Genomic DNA, 17,772 nt, shown 5'->3' with positions numbered 1-17,772 from the left:
GATTAATTGAATGATAATTATTTTCATTTATGTATAATGCAAAACAGATGTTTCAAGCTAAATTTTTATAAGGGTGGGAAAAGAGTGAAAAAATTATTGATCAGTTCATTGTTGCTTGCTTCAGCTTATAGCTTTGCTCATGAACCCTATGTTGCACCACTTGCATATACAACGGAACAAACCCAAGTTGCAATTATCTCGGGCTATGCAGAAGAGGCTTTACAGAGTGAATATGCATTAAAAGATGCGAAGTTTGAGATTACCGCACCGAATAAAACTAAAACCACGATTGAGCCAGATTCTAAGCTCAGTTCGGCAACTATATTTGATTTGAAATTGCCTGAAGCAGGGACTTATACGGTCAAAACCAGTGCCAGTTATCCATTGAAATATGTGCAAGATCAAAAAGAATGGAAAATGTTCTTTGATATGCCAGCAGACAAAGCACCTGCCAAAGCTGAGCGTGATTTTGTCATTCCTTCAGATTTAAAAGCGAAAAAATTTACCCCTGTTGAAATTACCCGTGAATGGACATTTTTGACTTATGTGTCTAAAGAGAAGAATACGTCAGTGCAGGCAAGCACAGCTCCAATTCAAGTTGAGTTTCTAACTCATCCAAGCGAGCTAAAGGCCAATCAAACGGTGAAAATTAAAGCATCGAAAGCCAATCAAGCATTGGCCAATGCCAATGTGGTCATTCGTGCTAAAGGTGCAACCGATAAGCAAGGCATGAGCTTGAAGACTGCCGCAGATGGCAGTGCTGATTTAGTCTTTGCTAAAGCAGGCGAATATCTGATTGAAGTCAGTGAAGCAGTCGATACGAAGCAAAAACCAAGCAATCAGTTCTATAGCATTATCAGTGTTGCTGTAAATTAAGAAGAGAAAAGGCTAATTCAGATGAATTAGCCTTTTATTTCGACGTCTTTTATTGATTTGACTCGTCATCCATTGCATTACTATAAAATTTAACGCCCAATTTAATGCGATCACGACCATTGCTCATACGCCAGCGATTACTATCTCTGAGTGAATAGACACAGCCACAGTATTCCTGTTGATAGAACTCTTCACGTTTGCTGATTTCCAGCATACGGACTGCGCCGCCATGTTTACGCCAGTTATAATCCCAATATTGGATATCTGGATAATGCGCCGCTGCACGCAGACCACAATCATTAATTTGCTGCATATTTTTCCAACGTGAAATGCCCAGTGAACTGCTGATCAGACTAAAGCCATGTTCATAGGCATATAGTGCGGTACGTTCAAAGCGCATATCAAAACACATGGTACAGCGAATGCCTTTCTCAGGTTCATTTTCCATGCCTTTGGCACGGGCAAACCAGTTATCCGTGTCGTAGTCACAATCGATAAACGGAATATTATGCTTTTCGGCAAAGCGAATATTTTCCTCTTTACGGATTAGATATTCTTTGACAGGATGAATATTCGGATTATAGAAAAAAATTGAAAAGTCGATGCCAGACTCAATCAAGGTTTCCATCACTTCACCTGAACATGGTGCACAGCATGAATGCAGCAAAAGTTTGTCATGTCCTTCAGGTAGGCTGAGTGTTTGGCGTTCAAGCGTCTTTTGACTTGGATGAGGCATCGTCGGCATAGTCTGCAAAAGTGAATTGTTTATTGTAAAAGCTTTAAACTTCTGTGGAGCTCTAATTCCATGAAATGTTCTCAGCTCAAGCTGAAAATTTTTTAATACCAAAAGCATCAGCGTATCAATTGCAATAGGTGTGCTGAGTTTTTAAACGACCGTGAACGGTAAATAATGAAATAAAAGCCATGTTGAGACAAACTAATTAATATCATGCTAAGATGAATTAAATTCAATAATGGTAGTGGTCGTGTTAGAACTCCGTCATTTAAAAACGTTAATTGCTTTAAGAGAGCACGGTTCATTGGTATCTGCAGCAACAGATTTATGCCTTACCCCATCGGCAATCTCACATCAATTAAAAGAATTGGATCACTGGTATGGGGTGGAAGTGGTTAACCGTCGTAGCCGTCCTGTGAGTTTTTCCAATGTGGGTGAACGTTTACTGAAACTTGCAGATGATGTACTGCCACAGGTGCAAATTGCGCAAACCGATATTACCCGTATTGTGCATGGGCAAACGGGACGAATTATTTTCTCATCGGAATGCCATAGCTGCTTTGATTGGCTCATGCCATTACTCAATCAATATCGTCTGCAATATCCAGATGTGGACCTAGACTTTGCAGCAGGCTTTGAATCCAACCCACATGAACTCTTGCAAAATGCGGAATTTGATTTATTAATTACAGCTGACCCGATTGCATTAAAAGGGATTGAGTACTTTCCGATCTTTGAATATGAATCTCGTTTAGTGCTTTCCAACACCCATCCCTTGGTGCGTGCTGAACAGGTTTCAGTCGAAGATTTGGCAGAAGAAACTTTAATCACCTATCCAGTCGATAAGCATCGTCTTGATATCATGGCGCACTTGTTTATCCCTGCCAATATTCAACCTAAACATATTCGTACGACTGATCTTACTCAGATGCTGATCCAATTGGTTGCCAGTGGGCGTGGTATTGCCGCATTACCTGATTGGGTGGTGAATGAGTATGAGCAAAAAGGTTGGGTCGTGAGTCGTCGTTTAGACTGTGTTTCGCCGCAAGGTTTAAGACGGAAGCTTTATGCGGGTTATCGTAGTGAAGATAAGGAAAAGAATTACTTTGAAGGCTTTATTAAGCAGTTGGAGAAGTTTTCTAAGTTACGCACCGCATATTATGAACAGTAAGCAGTGATTGTTGGTTATCAGGTAGTGGCAGCACCACTACCTATCTACTAACGCGCGATAAGTCTCTATTTTATAGTTTTTAGTCTCATCAAGATTTACCAATCAACAGGGATAATATCCCTGCGGCAATCAATGGACCTACAGGTACGCCGCGTAATAGCGCAACGCCTGCCACGGTCCCGATCAGAAGTCCTGCAACTACATCGGGTTGATTACTCATCAGTTTGACACCGCGTCCACCGAGCCACGCCACCAATAATCCAACTGCAATCGCAGCCAATGATTTAATACTGATAAATGATTTTAGAATGCTTTCACCGCTGATTTTGCCACTTGCGATCGGTGCCAATACACCAATGGTCAGGATAATAATGCCTATATTCAAACCATGATTTTGAATATAAGGGAAAAACTGATTCAGAGGAGTCAGTTTAACCAAGATTAGACAAGCAGCTGCGATTGTGACTGCCGTGTTTTGACTAAAAATACCGCAACCCAATAAAACAAGCAGAACCAATAAGTTGACATCAAATTGTGAAAACATGCGCGAAACGTTTGCGGGAAAGAAAGTTGAATTATATCGTAAATTGTAGACTAACTTCGGTTAAATTCATCTTAATAGCAGAGGAGAAGGCTTTCATACTCATGCTTTTGTAGATTCTCCAAGGTATTAAAAAGCCATCTTTCAACTAAAAGTTGAAGATGGCTTCCTTGAGCAAAAGAGATTAAGCCAGTTTTTTGAATGTTCCATAATAGGCAATTTGTTCATCCCAGAACTGTTCCCATAAATCGCAATATTCAAGGCAAATTTGGCGAATCGATGCATATTCAGATTCAACACAGGCTTGTGCCAATACGAACCATAAATCGTCTTCATGATCATCATCAGCCGCTTCAGCAGATGCATCATGTGAAACACCATGCACATAGTAATAACCGCTATCGACATCAAAACCAACGGCTTTGGTGGCCTGACGTAATGCAGGGCTAAATAGAATCACTTCTTCTTCAGCCACAGCCAATAATGCAGATACTGCTTGGTAGCTATGGAATGAGTTTTCCAAATAATTGCGCACGCGTTGTGAAATGAGAGACGGTTGATAGTCATTCCGTTCTGCTTGACTGAGTTCAAAGTCATTTAACACATCTTCAAACAGTGGGTAGTGGGCATATTCAGGATTGCCTGAATAGTAACCTTCTTGGTCTAAACCTGGGCGGAAACCAAACTCATCCAGAATATTAAGATTAAGTAAAAAGCGTGGGAACATTTTAGAACCTGATAATAAACGTGGTTCTAATTGTTTGCTTTGGAATTGCGCCATTAATAAAGCATCCGTAAATACTTGTACAATGGCATGGCGATATTCTAAATGAATGTGTTTTAAGGTTTCTTTATCAATAACACCGTCATTTAAAAGTTGAATGGCAGGATGACGTGAAACAGGATGATTTGAAATTTCTGCACGTAATTGTTTCAGAAAGTTCAGGTTCTTGTTCCATTGTTCAGTAGAAATACTATTCTTCATTCCTTCAATAGCTTTCTGTCTTGGGTCGTTAAAGTTTTCAAATTTTTTTGGCATAGTTTTGTACTCGATGAATTAATAATATTATTGCTTTTCCAATTATTTACTTAGATTTTCTTTGGTTGCTTATGAATATAACTATTAGTTCAACCAAACATCTTTTTATTGGATGATTTAAATATAAAATGAATTTTTTGTGAAATCAATTTATTAAGTCGGCTAAAAAATAGCAAGAAAGTTTATGAATTAACTTAACTGTAAACAAAAAGTGAATTGCTTCACGTTAAAAAGAAATGTTTTAAAAATAGAAAGATTTTTTTACAAATGATCTTGTATGTAGACTGATTTTTACATACCCTATAAGAGGAACAATAAAGAAAATATGACTTTTCTATAATGCTCTTAAAATAACATAAACATACATAGTGGCCAGAACTTTCCAGCATGTAAACTATGTCTAAATAATGCATTAAGTTTTTTGATAGAATTCTACAAGGATAATAAAATGTCAAAAAAAGAAGATATTATTGCAACGGCTCTAAACCTTTTTAACCGTCATAACTACAGCTCTGTAGGTGTGGATCGAATTATTAGTGAGTCGGGCGTTGCTAAGATGACGTTCTACAAATACTTTCCTTCCAAAGAGAACTTGATCGAAGAATGCTTGTCTCGAAGGAATAAAAGTATTCAGGCAGCCATTGAACATGAAATCAGCTTAATTCCAGCAGATGATTATTTGGGGAAAATCAAGGCCGTTTATTTTTGGCATTTATCTTGGTTTAATTCAGATGATTTTCATGGTTGTATGTTCCAAAAAGCCTCTTTAGAAATTCTACAACAATATCCCTCTATTATTGGGCCAATTGTTGAATATCGAGAGTGGTTAATGGCCTTGGTGGAAGATTTATTTGAAAAGGCTAAAGTATTTCAACCGCATGTGCTTACTGCGATGTATATTAATATTTTAGATGGTATGACAGCTTATGCAAAAGTGAATAAGGATCATGCTCAAATCGAAGAGTGTTGGTATTATATTGAACGTTTGATTCATTTAGAGGCAGCTTGATTAATTGTTTTATTTAGTTTTATTAAATGACGGTTTTATGAAAATTAATATAAATAAAAAATTAAGCTTAATTTAAATCATATTTAAAAAAGAAAAACCGAGGCTAAAACCTCGGTTTTTCTAGATTACTGATTGAAAATTATTTTTCAACAAATGCACGTTCAATCACATAGTCACCCATTACGCCCATGCGTGGTGATTCAACTAGACCATGTTCATCAAGCAGTGCTGCAACATCTTTAAGGAAGGCAGGGCTACCACACAGCATGGCACGGTCAGTTTCACGGTTAAAACGTGGTAAACCAATTTTTTCAAATAGTTCGCCAGATTCAATTGCTGTGGTTACACGACCTTGGGTATGGAACGGCTCACGTGTTACCGTTGGGTAATATACCAATTTGTCTTTGATTCCTAATTCTTCAAAGAACTCGTGATTCGGAAGTTCATTTAAGATCAAATCTTGATAAGCAAGTTCTGATACATAACGTGTACCGTGAACCATAATCACTTTTTCAAATTTTTCGTAAGTTTCAGGATCACGAAGCAGTGAAAGGAATGGAGCAAGGCCAGTACCAGAAGATAAAAGGTATAAATTTTTACCTGGTAATAAGTCGTCATGTACTAAAGTGCCTGTAGGCTTTTTAGAAATCAGGATTTCGTCGCCCACTTGTACTTTTTGTAAGATAGAAGTTAATGGACCGTCTTGTACTTTAATAGAGAAGAATTCGAGTTCTTCTTCATAATTCGCACTCGCGATCGAATAAGCACGCATTAAAGGCTTACCATTCACTTCAAGGCCGATCATCACAAACTGACCATTTTTAAAACGTAAGCTGGTGTCGCGTGTAGTTTTAAAACTGAAAAGCGTGTCATTCCAGTGGTGAACATGAGTAATGCGTTCAACGTTAAAAGCAGCCATTAAAGGTCTCGATCACAGTTAAAAGAAACAGATCGCTATTCTAATCTAAAATCATTCTCGATAAACTGAATATATTTAATTGTGTTTATAAGAAAAAGTGATGAGCAACTCAGTAGTCATGCCGATCATTGGCCATATGCATTCTCCTTATCGGGAGAAATTTGGTATCCCGCGTCAACCAAACCTCGTACAAGTCGAGTCCTATATAGAGATGGCGGAGCCTTATAACAATATTCTGGCTTTTGAAGGGATCGAAGATTTTAGTCATTTGTGGCTGTTATGGCAGTTCCATGAAAACAAAAATCAAGATAACTCTTTGAATCAAATGTCTAAATTTCGTCCACAGGTGCGTCCGCCACGACTGGGTGGTAATCAGAAAATTGGTGTTTTTGCCACGCGTAGTATGTATCGACCATCACCGATTGGTTTATCTGTGGTACGTTTTTTACGTGTTGAAAAGCAGGGGAAAGCGGTTCGCCTGTATGTCATGGGCAGTGATTTACTCCATGGCACACCGATTCTAGACATCAAACCGTATATCCAATATTCCGATTCTATTGCAGATTCGCTTAGTGGCTATGCCCAACAAGAGCCAATACGGAAAATAGTTGTGTGGACGGAAACTGCACAGTCACAGCAGCAACAGTTATTAAAGCACAGGATTTTGGATAAAAAGATATTCGATGAACTGGAACAAGTGTTATCTTTAGATCCACGGCCTGCGTATCAAGATGATGCGGAACGGGTCTATGGTATGTGTTTTTCAGAATTGAATATTCGTTTTACAGTGGATGATCGGAGTGTCACAGTTGTCACTGTAGAGCAAAGCTAAAAACTTTAAAAAAATAATTGAGTCATATATTTGGGGAACTGACGGTGATACAAGCACAGGCAAAATTTGCAAACTTTTCGTTTACGATTGATGTGACGTGGTGTTTAGAGCAACTACTGAAAGATGGTCGTATAACTGAACGGGATAAGTTACTCATCCAAACCACGCATCGTCAAAAAGATCAGTTGAAATGGCATCCGTTACAGTGGATTGCCAATTTTAATTTAAAAGATCAACTTAATGTGGGTTCCACGCTAGCACTCAATCGTTTGTGCCAGTGGCTGGCTGAAAAAGCAGATGTTCCTCTCTTTGTGATTGATCCACTGAAAGCCGATGTAGCTGCTTTAACCAGTGTGATGTCACAAGAATTTGCAGCTAGAAACCATATTCTGGCGGTTGAAGTGCATGCGGATCGGATTCTCATTGGAACCGATCAACCTTTTACCACTGAATGGCTCAATAACTTGGAGCGAAGTTTAGCACCAAAGAAAATTGAGAAAGTGCTGCTCAATCCAGAACAACTGCAACGTTATCTGGTTGAATATTATCAAGTCAGTCGGGCGGTCAGTTCATCGCAAAATGCCAGTATTTATGATCGGGAAAATAAAGGTGTTGAGGCTTTATTGCAGTTAGGCGATACCCAAAACCCTGATGCCAATGATCAGCATATTGTGAAGTTGGTGGATTGGGTGCTGCAATTCGCCTTCGAGCAAGGCGCCAGTGATATTCATTTGGAGCCAAGGAAAGATAAAGGCAAGGTGCGTTTCCGTATTGATGGCGTCTTACACACGATCTATAACATGCCTGCCAATACACTCACTGCAGTGATTTCGCGCATTAAAATCTTGGGTCGTATGAATGTGGCGGAAAAGCGAAAACCGCAAGATGGGCGCTTAAAAACGCGTACACCGAAAGGGCAAGAAACAGAATTGCGTCTTTCTACTTTGCCGACCGCCTTTGGTGAAAAGTTGGTGATGCGTATCTTTGACCCAGAAGTGTTGGTCCGTAGTTTCCAGCAATTGGGTTTTGAAGGGCATTTGTTGCAGAGCTGGCAGCAACTGACACAACATAGTCATGGCATTATCTTGGTGACAGGCCCAACAGGTTCAGGTAAAACTACCACGCTGTATTCATCATTAAAACAACTGGCAACCGAACAGGTCAATGTCTGTACCATTGAAGATCCGATTGAAATGCTGGAGCCAAGCTTTAACCAAATGCAGGTCAATCCGAATATTGAATTAGGCTTTGCGGATGGGGTGCGTGCCTTAATGCGTCAAGACCCTGACATTATCATGGTGGGTGAGATTCGTGATCACGATACTGCAAATATGGCGATACAAGCGGCATTAACAGGGCATTTGGTGCTTTCTACTTTACATACCAACGATGCGCCGTCAAGTTTGACTCGTTTACATGATCTTGGAATCCAACCGTTCCTTACCGCAGCAACGATTCTCGGTGTCTTGGCACAACGTTTGGTGCGTCGTCTTTGTCCGCATTGCAAACAGCAAACCGCCATTAATGAGCAAGAATGGGAGCATCTCACTTTTGACTATATGATGATGGACATGCCCACTACAATGTATAAAGCGGTAGGGTGTGAAGCGTGTCGTCATACTGGCTATAAAGGCCGTGTTGGCATTTATGAATTCATGCCAGTGAGTTTAGAGCTTAAGTCACAAATTAGTGCTAACGCTACCCTAAACGATTTAAGAGCACAGGCCAAGAAAGAAGGGATTGAGCCCTTGCGTATTGCAGGGGCACGTAAAGTCCTTGAAGGGGTAACCACTTTGGAAGAAGTTTTACGCGTAGTACCTCTGAGTTAAACAGAAAATTTGAATCTTCAGATTCACCTCATCTTCATTTGTTTTAATGTCTACATCGAAATGATGAACCACAATGAGGGTATCAAGATGAACGTTTTTTCTAAAGTTGCTGTAATCGCTGGTTTGGTTGGTGTGACAACTTTTGCAGTTGCAAATACAAATGCCGTGAATCAACAGGCGCTAGCACCAACTCAAACCATTACCGTTAAACAAGCGTTGACGATGAAAGATGATACGCCAGTGCAATTAAAAGGTTATGTGGTGAAAGCGACAGGCGATGAAAAATATCAGTTTAGCGATCAAACCGGTTCAATCACTGTCGATATTGATGATGACTTATGGCAAGGTAAAGCTGTATCGGCAAAAACGCCTGTAACATTGATTGGTGAAATTGATATTGATTACAAACCAGCCAAGCGTGTTGAGGTGGATGTAGATCAAGTTCAATTCTAAGCAATCGGATCATCCCCAAAGACCACATGACAATCATGTGGTTTTTTGCTTATGCTTTATTCTCAGAAAATGTTATAGATCAAGAGAGAGGATTATTTTATGCGAATTTTATTGGCTGAAGATGATGCCTCTCAGGCAGAGAGTATTAAAGACTGGTTAGAGATGGATGGTTATAGCGTTGATTGGGTTGAACGTGGTGATCATGCCATCTTGGCGGTCGAACAGCATCAATATGATTGCATCTTATTGGATCGAGGCTTACCACAGGCCACTGGGGATGACATTCTGAAAGCGATTCGCCGTCAGGACAGCAAAACCCCGGTTATTTTTATTACGGCCAAAGATCATATTCATGATCGGGTCGAAGGTTTAGACCTTGGTGCTAATGATTATTTAGTCAAGCCATTTAATTTAGAGGAATTATCAGCACGGGTTCGTTCACAATTACGCCAGCATCAAGCCCAAGCGGGGCAGTATCTAAATTTTTCCGATTTACAGCTAGACCCGCAAGCCAAAACACTGAGCAAAGCAGGACAGGCCATTAATCTGACCGCGAAGGAATTTCAGATTTTGCATAAACTCATGCAAAAGCCCGATCATATTTTGACACGGGAACAACTGGAAGAATCCTTATATGCATGGGGGGATGAAATTGAAAGCAATGCCATTGAAGTGTTTATTTATCAGATTCGGAAGAAAATTGGCGGGCAATATATCAAAACCATTCGTGGTTTAGGCTATCGCATGCATCAGGAATAACAGCATGAAAGTGGTGTCTTTACAAAGCAAACTGGTTAAAACCTCTTTAATCAGCTCCGTCGTTGCAGGATGTGTGGCACTGCTTTTATTCGCGGTTATTTCTGCGTACCAAACCATGCAAGTACAAGACGAAATCATGGATGAGATTTCAGATATGCTGCTTATCGCGGATTTAACCAGCCCCTCTGGGCAGCAAATTGATGAGCTCAGTGATCAGTTTGATATTCAATATCGTTTGAGCAATCAGCAGCAGGTACTGACCCAGTCAGAAGACTTTCATCTCGATCAACAGTATTACACTTTGATTGAAGCCGCACATGGCAACTACGGTTTGATTTGGCAGAAGGGTCAACTCTGGCGAAGTTATGCGGGTGAAGATGAAAATTCGCTTATGCAAGTATTGATATTGCAACCTTTGGAGGAGCGTTTTCAAGATTTGCTGCATAACTTTATGGGATATGCGCTGGTCTTAATGTTGGTGTGGTTAATGCAGTGGATCATGCTGCATTTTCTGATCAAGCGCCAATTTAACGTAATTCATCAATTATCAAAGCAAATCTCGGCCAAGAATGCGGATGATCTTAGTCCTGTTCAAGCGGGTGAGGTGGAGTTAAAAGAACTACAACCGATGTTGAGTCAGCTCAACCGCTTATTACAGCGCTTAGACCAGTCCCTACAGTCTGAACAACGTTTTACCGCGGATGCCTCGCATGAGTTACGTTCTCCTTTGTCTGCGATTCAGATGCGTTTGCAGTTATTGCAGCGCAAATATCCAGAACGCGCAGCTGACTTTATCCAAATGCAGCAGGATGTGAGTCGAGGTATTCAAATTTTAGAGAATTTATTGTTATTGGCACGTTTAGACCCAGAGCACACGGATAATTTGCCCAAGACTTATTTTTCGATGCAGGAGAGTGTTGAAGAGGCCATACAGGCACTTCACTTATTTGCCAAGGAAAAGCATATTCAATTGCATTGGCAGGCTGCAGCAGATCTGCAGGGGCAGATTCTTGCCAATCAGCAGCTGATCTTTACCTGTGTTCGAAACCTTGTGGACAATGCCATTCGGTATACGCCAGAACATGGACAAGTCTATATCACTTTACAGCAACAGCAGCAATATTTGGCTTTGATTGTAGAAAATGAAGGACAAGGGATGGATGCTGAAAGTTTGGCACGTTTGGGTGAACGTTTTTATCGAGCTTTGGGAAGCAAAACACAAGGCTCTGGTTTGGGTTTATCGATTTGCAGCAAAATTGTCGAGTTACATCAAGGTAAAATTCAGTTTGAACAGTCCCAATATGGTGGTCTGAAGGTCAGCATACTGCTTAAACATTAAATTGGGTTGCGGTTGAGATCAAACACATTAAAAAAGCAGTATGCGCTGACATACTGCTATTCCCACGTTTTTTGTTATTGTCCGATTATTATTATATTACTTCGTTAAAATCAGGCGATTATTACGGGTTAAACGTAAGCGATATTCCTCACCAGCATGCATGATGCGGATTTCGCGACCTAAGGCAAAAAGGTTGTTTGAATGCAACATTGGCAATGATTGAGCTGCATCGGTACTACGAGTAAATAGGCTGAATGGTGCGTTCATTTGTTATGCTCCGTGGTGTGTTTTTTAATGTTTTAAATGATAATCATTATCGAATAGACCTGTCAACGGAAATTTTAAGAATTTACAAAATCATCTATTAATTTTATTTTTTGACATGGGAATGCCGCGTGGAATTCCTTAGAATGAATCTGAAAAGCTGAGAGATTTTAAACGGTTATGACAAAGGCTACAGTTGATGTTGCGATCGCAATTTTATTACACAAAACTAAAGTTTTAGTGGGTTGGCGACAAGCAAACCAACATCAGGGTAACAAACATGAATTTCCTGGCGGAAAAGTCGAACGAGGGGAAAGCCCTGAGCAGGCTTGTCGCCGTGAAATTTATGAAGAAGTTGGCATTGGTCTAAAAGATTGGCATGCATTTGATCTAATTCGTCACGAGTATGATGACCTGATCGTTAATCTGCATTTATTTCATGCCTATGTACCCGATGAATTACTCGACCTCATTCATCAGCCATGGGTCTGGTATCACCGTGATCAGTTGGTAAACCTAAATTTCCCGAAAGCCAATGTTGCAATTTTACAGCGTTTAAGTTGGCCACATTTGATTCAAATCAATGATCAACTCAGTCAGTTATCGGAACAGAATACCTTGTTCTATTGGCGTACATCTTTAGAGGATCAGCTTCAGATTGAGTCACAATTGCAGCATTTAACCGAGGCACAATATTCACGGCTGATTGTCAATTATGCGCTGTGGCAGCATTTGAGTCGCGATCTACAAGCAAAAATTCAAACGATTCACCTGAGACAATCACAATTGATGGATTTAAATAAGGCTGGATTGATTGTCGGCAAGCGTTTTATTGCGGCTTGCCATGATGCGGTGTCGTTGCAGCATGCGCATCAAATTGGCTGTGATGCGGTATTTTTAAGTCCTGTTCACACGACCGTAACGCATCCTGAAGCACAGGGATTAGGTTGGAAGGGTTTTGCAGCACTGGCACAGAACAGTGATATTCCTGTATTTGCTTTAGGTGGGGTTGCTCCCGCAGATTTAGAACAAGCCCAAAAGCATCATGCTTATGGGCTTGCAGGGATTCGTCAATTTAGTTTAACAAACTAAGATCAGAGCGTTTGAATCGCTTTACGTGCTTCTTGGGCCTTGATGGTATGGCCACGGGCTTCACTGGCTTTTAGGATGATCAACCAGAGCTGTTTCTTCATAGCATTGCTTTGCGCATAACTTAAGCCACGGCGTGCCAGTGCTTCCGCATTGGCATATTCTTTGCGCTGATCGGCAATCATGGCCAAATACAAATAAGTTTCTGTAGCTTGTGGTGCAATGCGTTGTGCTTGTAGAGCATAACGTTCAGCTTCAGCAAGTTGCTGCTGCTTGTACGCGACCTGCGTTTTTTGCATTAAGGTTTTAAATGCAGGCAGTTGACTGCCATCATTAAACTTTTGCTGAACTTTTTGCTGTGGCACAACCACGGGCACACTTTGACGTTTAATCTCTTTCTGTTCATAAGGCGTAATTTTTACCCCAGAAGAAGGTTGGGTGACCTTCTTCTGGGTGTTATTGGCTGGTATCTTGTTTGTGGGCTTGGTGCTTTTTTCGGGTGCTGTGGTACAGCCTGCGAGTAGCAGTACACCAATCATTACCGTAGTTTTCTTCATCATGTCCAATCATCCTTTAAACTTAATTCTCACCGCTATAGCTGCCGCTAGAGATCACGCGCGTTGGGGTGTGATTGGATAGGTCATTATCCATCTGGTTTTCACTTTCACGAATATAGTTGCTGATACCATCGTTATGATCATCAGCAGGTGTTTCTTCGGACTGTGGAATATAAGTCGGCTCGACTTCATAGTGAGATTGACCACAAAGGGTTGCACGACGTGGCACGGTTTGACGCAGTAATGGAATATACATTGCACCGTCACAACCTTGCGCTGATAAATCACCGCTGGCGCTATCAATCCATTGCCATTGAACATTGTCCGTTTGACGTAGGTTGACAGGTTCTTGGCGCAATTGACGCATTACATTGGTCCAGACAGGTAATGCACCTGATGAACCAGTTAAGCCCGTGACTTTATTGTCATCCAGTCCTAGCCACACCACTGCCACATGATTACCCGAATAACCCGCAAACCATGAATCTCGGGTGTCATTGGTAGTTCCTGATTTACCCGCTAAATTGAGAGATTCAGGCAAACTGTTATAGGCTGAGCGACCCGTACCAGAACGCATCACTTGCTGTAAACCATAGTTTAGAATATAGGCAGCAGCAGGGTCGATGGTCTGTTGTACATTTAAGCCATAACGATCCAGTAGGTGTCCTTTGGCATCGACTACGGTACGAATCGAGCGTGGTGGATATTTAAAGCCACCTGTCGCGAAATTGCCATAAATACTCAACACTTCCATTGGTGACATATTCACAGCACCCAAATAAATCGAAGGGTAGGCAGGAATGTCTGAGCTGACGCCAAATTGTCTTAATTTATTGCTGAATGCAGATAAACCAAATTCATTGGCTAAACGAACTGTAGAAAGGTTGTACGAGTTGGCCAAGGCTTGCTGCATTGGTACAACACCATGTTCACCGCCACTATAGTTCTTCGGTGTCCAACTCTTGTCGCCATCAATTGGAATATTGACTGCACTGTCTTCAATAGGGCTTGCCCAAGTGTAGCGGCCAGATTCAATCGCATTTAAATAAATAATCGGTTTGAGTAATGAACCTACTTGACGTTTAGCATCTAGTGCACGATTAAAGCCAGTAAAGTCTTGAGTTGAACCAACGGCAGCGACTAATTCACCATTTTCTGGATGCGCAACCAGAACAGCACCTTGCAAGTTTTTCAATCGGGCAGGGTTGGCTTTGGCTAAACGATCCACGGTGCTCTTAAAGGCATTTTGGACTTGGGTCTGTGCAATTGGATCAAGTGTGGTAAAGATTCTTAAACCTTGATTGGTGATATCGCTTTCTTGGTATTCTGTACGCAGTTGACGACGGACAATATCAAGGAAATCTGGGAATTTTGCAGGACCTAAGGTTGGTTTACTCACCACATTTAAAGGGCGGGCAATTTCGTCTTGGTATTCAGCTTCGGTTAAATAGCCCATCACCATCATGTTATTTAATACAACATCACGACGTTTTTTTGCAGATTCTGGATTACGCCAAGGGTTGTATAATGAAGGACCTTGAACCAGACCAACTAAAAAGGCTTGTTGTGAAATATTTAGTTCACGTAAAGGTAAGCCAAAGTAAAATTGCGATGCCAAACCGTAGCCATTGATCGAGTAGCTTCCGTTTTGTCCCAAGTTTACTTCATTTAAATAGGCTTCCAGAATTTCATCTTTACTGTAATGTAATTCGATCAACAGCGACATTAGCGCTTCATTGACTTTACGCTTTAACGTTTTCTCTGGAGAGAGATAGAAGTTTTTAACCAACTGTTGGGTTAAGGTCGAACCACCTTGGCGACGGCCACCTGTGGCATTGCTGACCAAAGCACGTGCCGTACCACGAATTGAAATACCATGATGGTGGTAGAAGTTACGGTCTTCTGTTGAAATTAACGCTTCAATCAGAGTTTTGGGTACTTTATTCAGCTTAATCAGAACACGGTCTTCATTATGTTGCGGATAAATACCGCCAATCAATAAAGGTTCTAAACGTGCAATCCCTGTATTCGATGGTTTGGTCGAACGAATTTCGCTGACTTGACCATCAGCAAAAGCAAGTTCAAGCACTTGTTCAGGTTCGGTACTGTCACCGTAATCAAAGCCACGGGTATGCACAAACATTTTGTTGCCTTGTACCACATAGCTACCTGATTTGTCGTAATTCGCTGTGTTTTTATAACCCAGTAATTTTAACTCTTGGGTAAAATTCTCTTGGGTAACCGGTGCATTAGAATAGATTTCTAATGGGCGAGCAAACACCTTGGCAGGGATGTCCCAACGCTGACCTTCAAACTTGTCACGAATAATATTATCCAAGCGGATCAGATAGATACTAAAAGCAACAAAGACACCTATCACTAACATTGAGAAAATGAGTGCTAGAAAACCAATACCACGTTCAAACTTCATAGATTTGCGTTAAAACCAAAACAATGTCGGTAATGATGCGATAGCTTATTGTCATTTTGCAATCATAAAACTGTGAATAAATAGCTACATGTAATAAAAAGTTTAAGGATGTGTTGACATTAATCGTATAAAAAAACAACGGATAGACATTTTTATACTTTTTAATCAATCATCAACGCAACATTGGTTGTTAATGATATGATAGTCAGTAATCGCGACGGAGCTGAATTATTCGTGCAAATTTCACATAAATCCTTTCGAAATATTGGTCTAATTGGACGACCAGACAAATATTCTGTAGTAGAAACGTTATGTTTAATTCATGATCATTTGATCACTTTAGGCTTAAACCCCGTTTTTGATCAGGAAACAGCCAAACTGGTGCCTTATAGTCATGGGCAGACCGTTAGCAGAAATTTACTGGGTGAAGTGGTTGATCTAGTCGTGGTTGTCGGAGGGGATGGTTCATTACTACATGCTGCACGTGCATTGGTTCGACACAATACCCCTGTAATCGGCATTAACCGTGGTCGACTGGGTTTCTTAACCGATATCAAGCCAGCAGAAGCGATATTTAAGCTTGATCAAGTCTTGCAAGGTCAGTTTCAGCTGGATCGCCGTTTCTTGTTGGAAATGGAAGTCAGAACCAATGGTGAAACGATTTATGATGCAATTGCATTGAATGATGTGGTACTGCATTCGGGAAAATCGGTTCATATGATCGATTTCGAGCTGAATATTGATGGGCAATATGTCTATCGTCAGCATAGTGATGGCCTGATTGTTTCCACGCCAACAGGTTCAACCGCGTATTCACTTTCAGGTGGCGGGCCAATTTTGCATCCGAGTATGGATGCGATTGCACTGGTCCCGATGCATCCGCATACTTTGTCATCACGACCAATCGTGGTTGGTGGGCAAAGTGAGGTAAAGATTACCATTCGTGAAAACCGTGTTCTGCCGATGGTCAGCGCAGATGGCCAACATAGTGTTGCATTAAATGTCGGTGACACTGTGCATATTCGCAAACATCCGTTTAAACTAAGCTTATTACATCCACCCGGTTATGACTTCTATATGGCATGTCGTACCAAATTGGGGTGGAATCAAGATTTTGAATCTTTTCAACAGGATGACTCATGAATATTGAACAAATGCTCGCTATTTTAAATCCTGAAATTGTTGAGCGTCTTCGTACTGCTGTTGAAATTGGTAAATGGCCAAATGGTATTGCATTAACCAAAGAACAGCGTGAAATCTGTATGCAAGCGGTGTATGCATGGGAAATGGAACATTTGCCAAAAGAACAGCGCAGTGGCTATATCGATCGTGGCACCAAAAAAGACGGTGAGGAATGTGATGATGATCATCACCATAACGAGCCAGAATTCAAGCCAATTCGTTTTGTGTAATTTAAGAAGCTCAGTAATTACTGGGCTTTTTTTATGTTTATCAAAATATAATAAAGAATCTTATGAAACGTTTAAAACCTGTTTACACACTATTATCTCTTATATTGTTTAGTGGTGCTGCATTGGCCAAACAACCCATTGAATGTTTACTCAATGTGAGGGTTATTGCAAGTCAGCAATACACTTCACCTCAAGCTCAATATACAAGTATAAAGAATGATGGTTATCCCATGTTGTTGATTGGGATTCAGGTGATGGAGGCAGAAACAATGCGGAACTCTCAAACAATCAAAGCCCATCATACATATTGTAAGACGCTTATAGGTCAACAACGAGATGTATATCTTTCGGGGCCCCATGATCCGAACAAGATTACAATCAAAATAGGCGATCAATTGAGCTTAAGAAATATTCATTCTTCAGCTCAGGAATATCTGTTTTGGCCAGATTTTTATTATGTTGAAGATTAAGTGCATTTAAATGGCCTATTGTGCTGTAGCTAAAATATACGGGTTT

The 17,772-nt window shown here is 40.7% G+C and carries 19 protein-coding genes; 12 read left to right on the top strand and 7 right to left on the bottom strand.

Annotation, left to right across the window (positions count from 1 at the left end):
• Positions 1–84: 84 nt before the first annotated feature.
• Positions 85–876 carry a DUF4198 domain-containing protein gene (locus tag NDN13_RS06325; protein ID WP_251117612.1) on the top strand — a complete coding sequence of 264 codons (792 nt, stop codon included), beginning with the start codon at positions 85–87 and terminating at the stop codon, positions 874–876.
• 49 nt (positions 877–925) lie between these two features.
• Here NDN13_RS06325 and NDN13_RS06320 read toward each other — a convergent pair whose 3' ends face one another.
• On the bottom strand, positions 926–1,621 hold the full coding sequence (locus NDN13_RS06320) for an epoxyqueuosine reductase QueH (RefSeq protein WP_005204312.1): 696 nt from the start codon (positions 1,619–1,621) through the stop codon (positions 926–928).
• A gap of 241 nt (positions 1,622–1,862) precedes the next feature.
• On the opposite strand from NDN13_RS06320, the gene NDN13_RS06315 reads away from it, so the two are divergent.
• Positions 1,863–2,783, top strand: coding sequence for a LysR family transcriptional regulator (locus NDN13_RS06315; RefSeq protein ID WP_241271182.1), 921 nt, complete (start codon positions 1,863–1,865; stop codon positions 2,781–2,783).
• A gap of 88 nt (positions 2,784–2,871) precedes the next feature.
• On the opposite strand, the gene NDN13_RS06310 is transcribed toward NDN13_RS06315, so the two are convergent.
• Together NDN13_RS06310 and NDN13_RS06305 are read right to left on the bottom strand one after the other, a co-directional pair.
• Positions 2,872–3,327: a DUF441 domain-containing protein gene (locus NDN13_RS06310; RefSeq protein WP_004653942.1), complete on the bottom strand. Its 456-nt coding sequence runs from the start codon at positions 3,325–3,327 to the stop codon at positions 2,872–2,874.
• A gap of 181 nt (positions 3,328–3,508) precedes the next feature.
• Positions 3,509–4,363, bottom strand: coding sequence for a heme oxygenase-like domain-containing protein (locus NDN13_RS06305; RefSeq protein WP_251117611.1), 855 nt, complete (start codon positions 4,361–4,363; stop codon positions 3,509–3,511).
• A 448-nt stretch (positions 4,364–4,811) separates the two neighbouring features.
• On the opposite strand from NDN13_RS06305, the gene NDN13_RS06300 reads away from it, so the two are divergent.
• Positions 4,812–5,372 carry a TetR/AcrR family transcriptional regulator gene (locus tag NDN13_RS06300; RefSeq protein ID WP_251117610.1) on the top strand — a complete coding sequence of 187 codons (561 nt, stop codon included), beginning with the start codon at positions 4,812–4,814 and terminating at the stop codon, positions 5,370–5,372.
• Between the two features lie 139 nt (positions 5,373–5,511).
• Here the strand turns inward: NDN13_RS06300 and NDN13_RS06295 are convergent, their stop codons facing one another.
• Positions 5,512–6,291: a ferredoxin--NADP reductase gene (locus tag NDN13_RS06295; RefSeq protein WP_004806522.1), complete on the bottom strand. Its 780-nt coding sequence runs from the start codon at positions 6,289–6,291 to the stop codon at positions 5,512–5,514.
• 118 nt (positions 6,292–6,409) lie between these two features.
• Between NDN13_RS06295 and tsaA the strand changes: the two genes are divergently transcribed.
• From tsaA to NDN13_RS06270, 5 genes are all read left to right on the top strand, one after another.
• Positions 6,410–7,123 carry a tRNA (N6-threonylcarbamoyladenosine(37)-N6)-methyltransferase TrmO gene (tsaA, locus tag NDN13_RS06290; RefSeq protein WP_251118179.1) on the top strand — a complete coding sequence of 238 codons (714 nt, stop codon included), beginning with the start codon at positions 6,410–6,412 and terminating at the stop codon, positions 7,121–7,123.
• Between the two features lie 47 nt (positions 7,124–7,170).
• Positions 7,171–8,952 (top strand): type IV pilus assembly ATPase TfpB, encoded by a 1,782-nt coding sequence (tfpB, locus tag NDN13_RS06285; protein WP_251118178.1) that lies wholly within the window; start codon positions 7,171–7,173, stop codon positions 8,950–8,952.
• A gap of 87 nt (positions 8,953–9,039) precedes the next feature.
• Positions 9,040–9,405 carry a NirD/YgiW/YdeI family stress tolerance protein gene (locus tag NDN13_RS06280; RefSeq protein WP_251117609.1) on the top strand — a complete coding sequence of 122 codons (366 nt, stop codon included), beginning with the start codon at positions 9,040–9,042 and terminating at the stop codon, positions 9,403–9,405.
• A gap of 99 nt (positions 9,406–9,504) precedes the next feature.
• Entirely contained in the window at positions 9,505–10,164 is a 660-nt protein-coding gene (locus NDN13_RS06275; protein WP_016163937.1) for a response regulator transcription factor, read from the top strand.
• 4 nt (positions 10,165–10,168) lie between these two features.
• Positions 10,169–11,503, top strand: coding sequence for a sensor histidine kinase (locus tag NDN13_RS06270; protein ID WP_251117608.1), 1,335 nt, complete (start codon positions 10,169–10,171; stop codon positions 11,501–11,503).
• A gap of 96 nt (positions 11,504–11,599) precedes the next feature.
• On the opposite strand, the gene hemP is transcribed toward NDN13_RS06270, so the two are convergent.
• Positions 11,600–11,770: a hemin uptake protein HemP gene (gene hemP / locus NDN13_RS06265; RefSeq protein WP_004653932.1), complete on the bottom strand. Its 171-nt coding sequence runs from the start codon at positions 11,768–11,770 to the stop codon at positions 11,600–11,602.
• Positions 11,771–11,947: 177 nt separating this feature from the next.
• Here hemP and NDN13_RS06260 point away from each other — a divergent pair, with 177 nt between their 5' ends.
• Positions 11,948–12,859 (top strand): thiamine phosphate synthase, encoded by a 912-nt coding sequence (locus NDN13_RS06260; protein ID WP_251117607.1) that lies wholly within the window; start codon positions 11,948–11,950, stop codon positions 12,857–12,859.
• Between the two features lie 2 nt (positions 12,860–12,861).
• Here NDN13_RS06260 and NDN13_RS06255 read toward each other — a convergent pair whose 3' ends face one another.
• Both NDN13_RS06255 and mrcB read right to left on the bottom strand, forming a co-directional pair.
• On the bottom strand, positions 12,862–13,416 hold the full coding sequence (locus NDN13_RS06255; protein ID WP_251117606.1) for a putative periplasmic lipoprotein: 555 nt from the start codon (positions 13,414–13,416) through the stop codon (positions 12,862–12,864).
• A gap of 19 nt (positions 13,417–13,435) precedes the next feature.
• Complete coding sequence (mrcB, locus tag NDN13_RS06250; RefSeq protein WP_251117605.1) at positions 13,436–15,844, bottom strand: penicillin-binding protein 1B; 2,409 nt, start codon at positions 15,842–15,844, stop codon at positions 13,436–13,438.
• 234 nt (positions 15,845–16,078) lie between these two features.
• Between mrcB and NDN13_RS06245 the strand changes: the two genes are divergently transcribed.
• The 3 genes from NDN13_RS06245 (at position 16,079) to NDN13_RS06235 (ending at position 17,726) form a co-directional block, all read left to right on the top strand.
• Complete coding sequence (locus tag NDN13_RS06245; protein ID WP_016539850.1) at positions 16,079–16,987, top strand: NAD(+) kinase; 909 nt, start codon at positions 16,079–16,081, stop codon at positions 16,985–16,987.
• Positions 16,984–17,256 (top strand): YeaC family protein, encoded by a 273-nt coding sequence (locus NDN13_RS06240; protein ID WP_004653926.1) that lies wholly within the window; start codon positions 16,984–16,986, stop codon positions 17,254–17,256. The genes NDN13_RS06245 and NDN13_RS06240 overlap by 4 nt, the downstream gene beginning before the upstream one ends.
• Positions 17,257–17,318: 62 nt before the next feature.
• Positions 17,319–17,726 carry a hypothetical protein gene (locus NDN13_RS06235; protein WP_251117604.1) on the top strand — a complete coding sequence of 136 codons (408 nt, stop codon included), beginning with the start codon at positions 17,319–17,321 and terminating at the stop codon, positions 17,724–17,726.
• The last annotated feature ends 46 nt before the right edge of the window (positions 17,727–17,772 follow it).

It is taken from the genome of Acinetobacter sp. C32I (assembly GCF_023702715.1).
Lineage (GTDB): Bacteria > Pseudomonadota > Gammaproteobacteria > Pseudomonadales > Moraxellaceae > Acinetobacter.
This window is presented reverse-complemented; position numbering and strand designations above follow the sequence as displayed.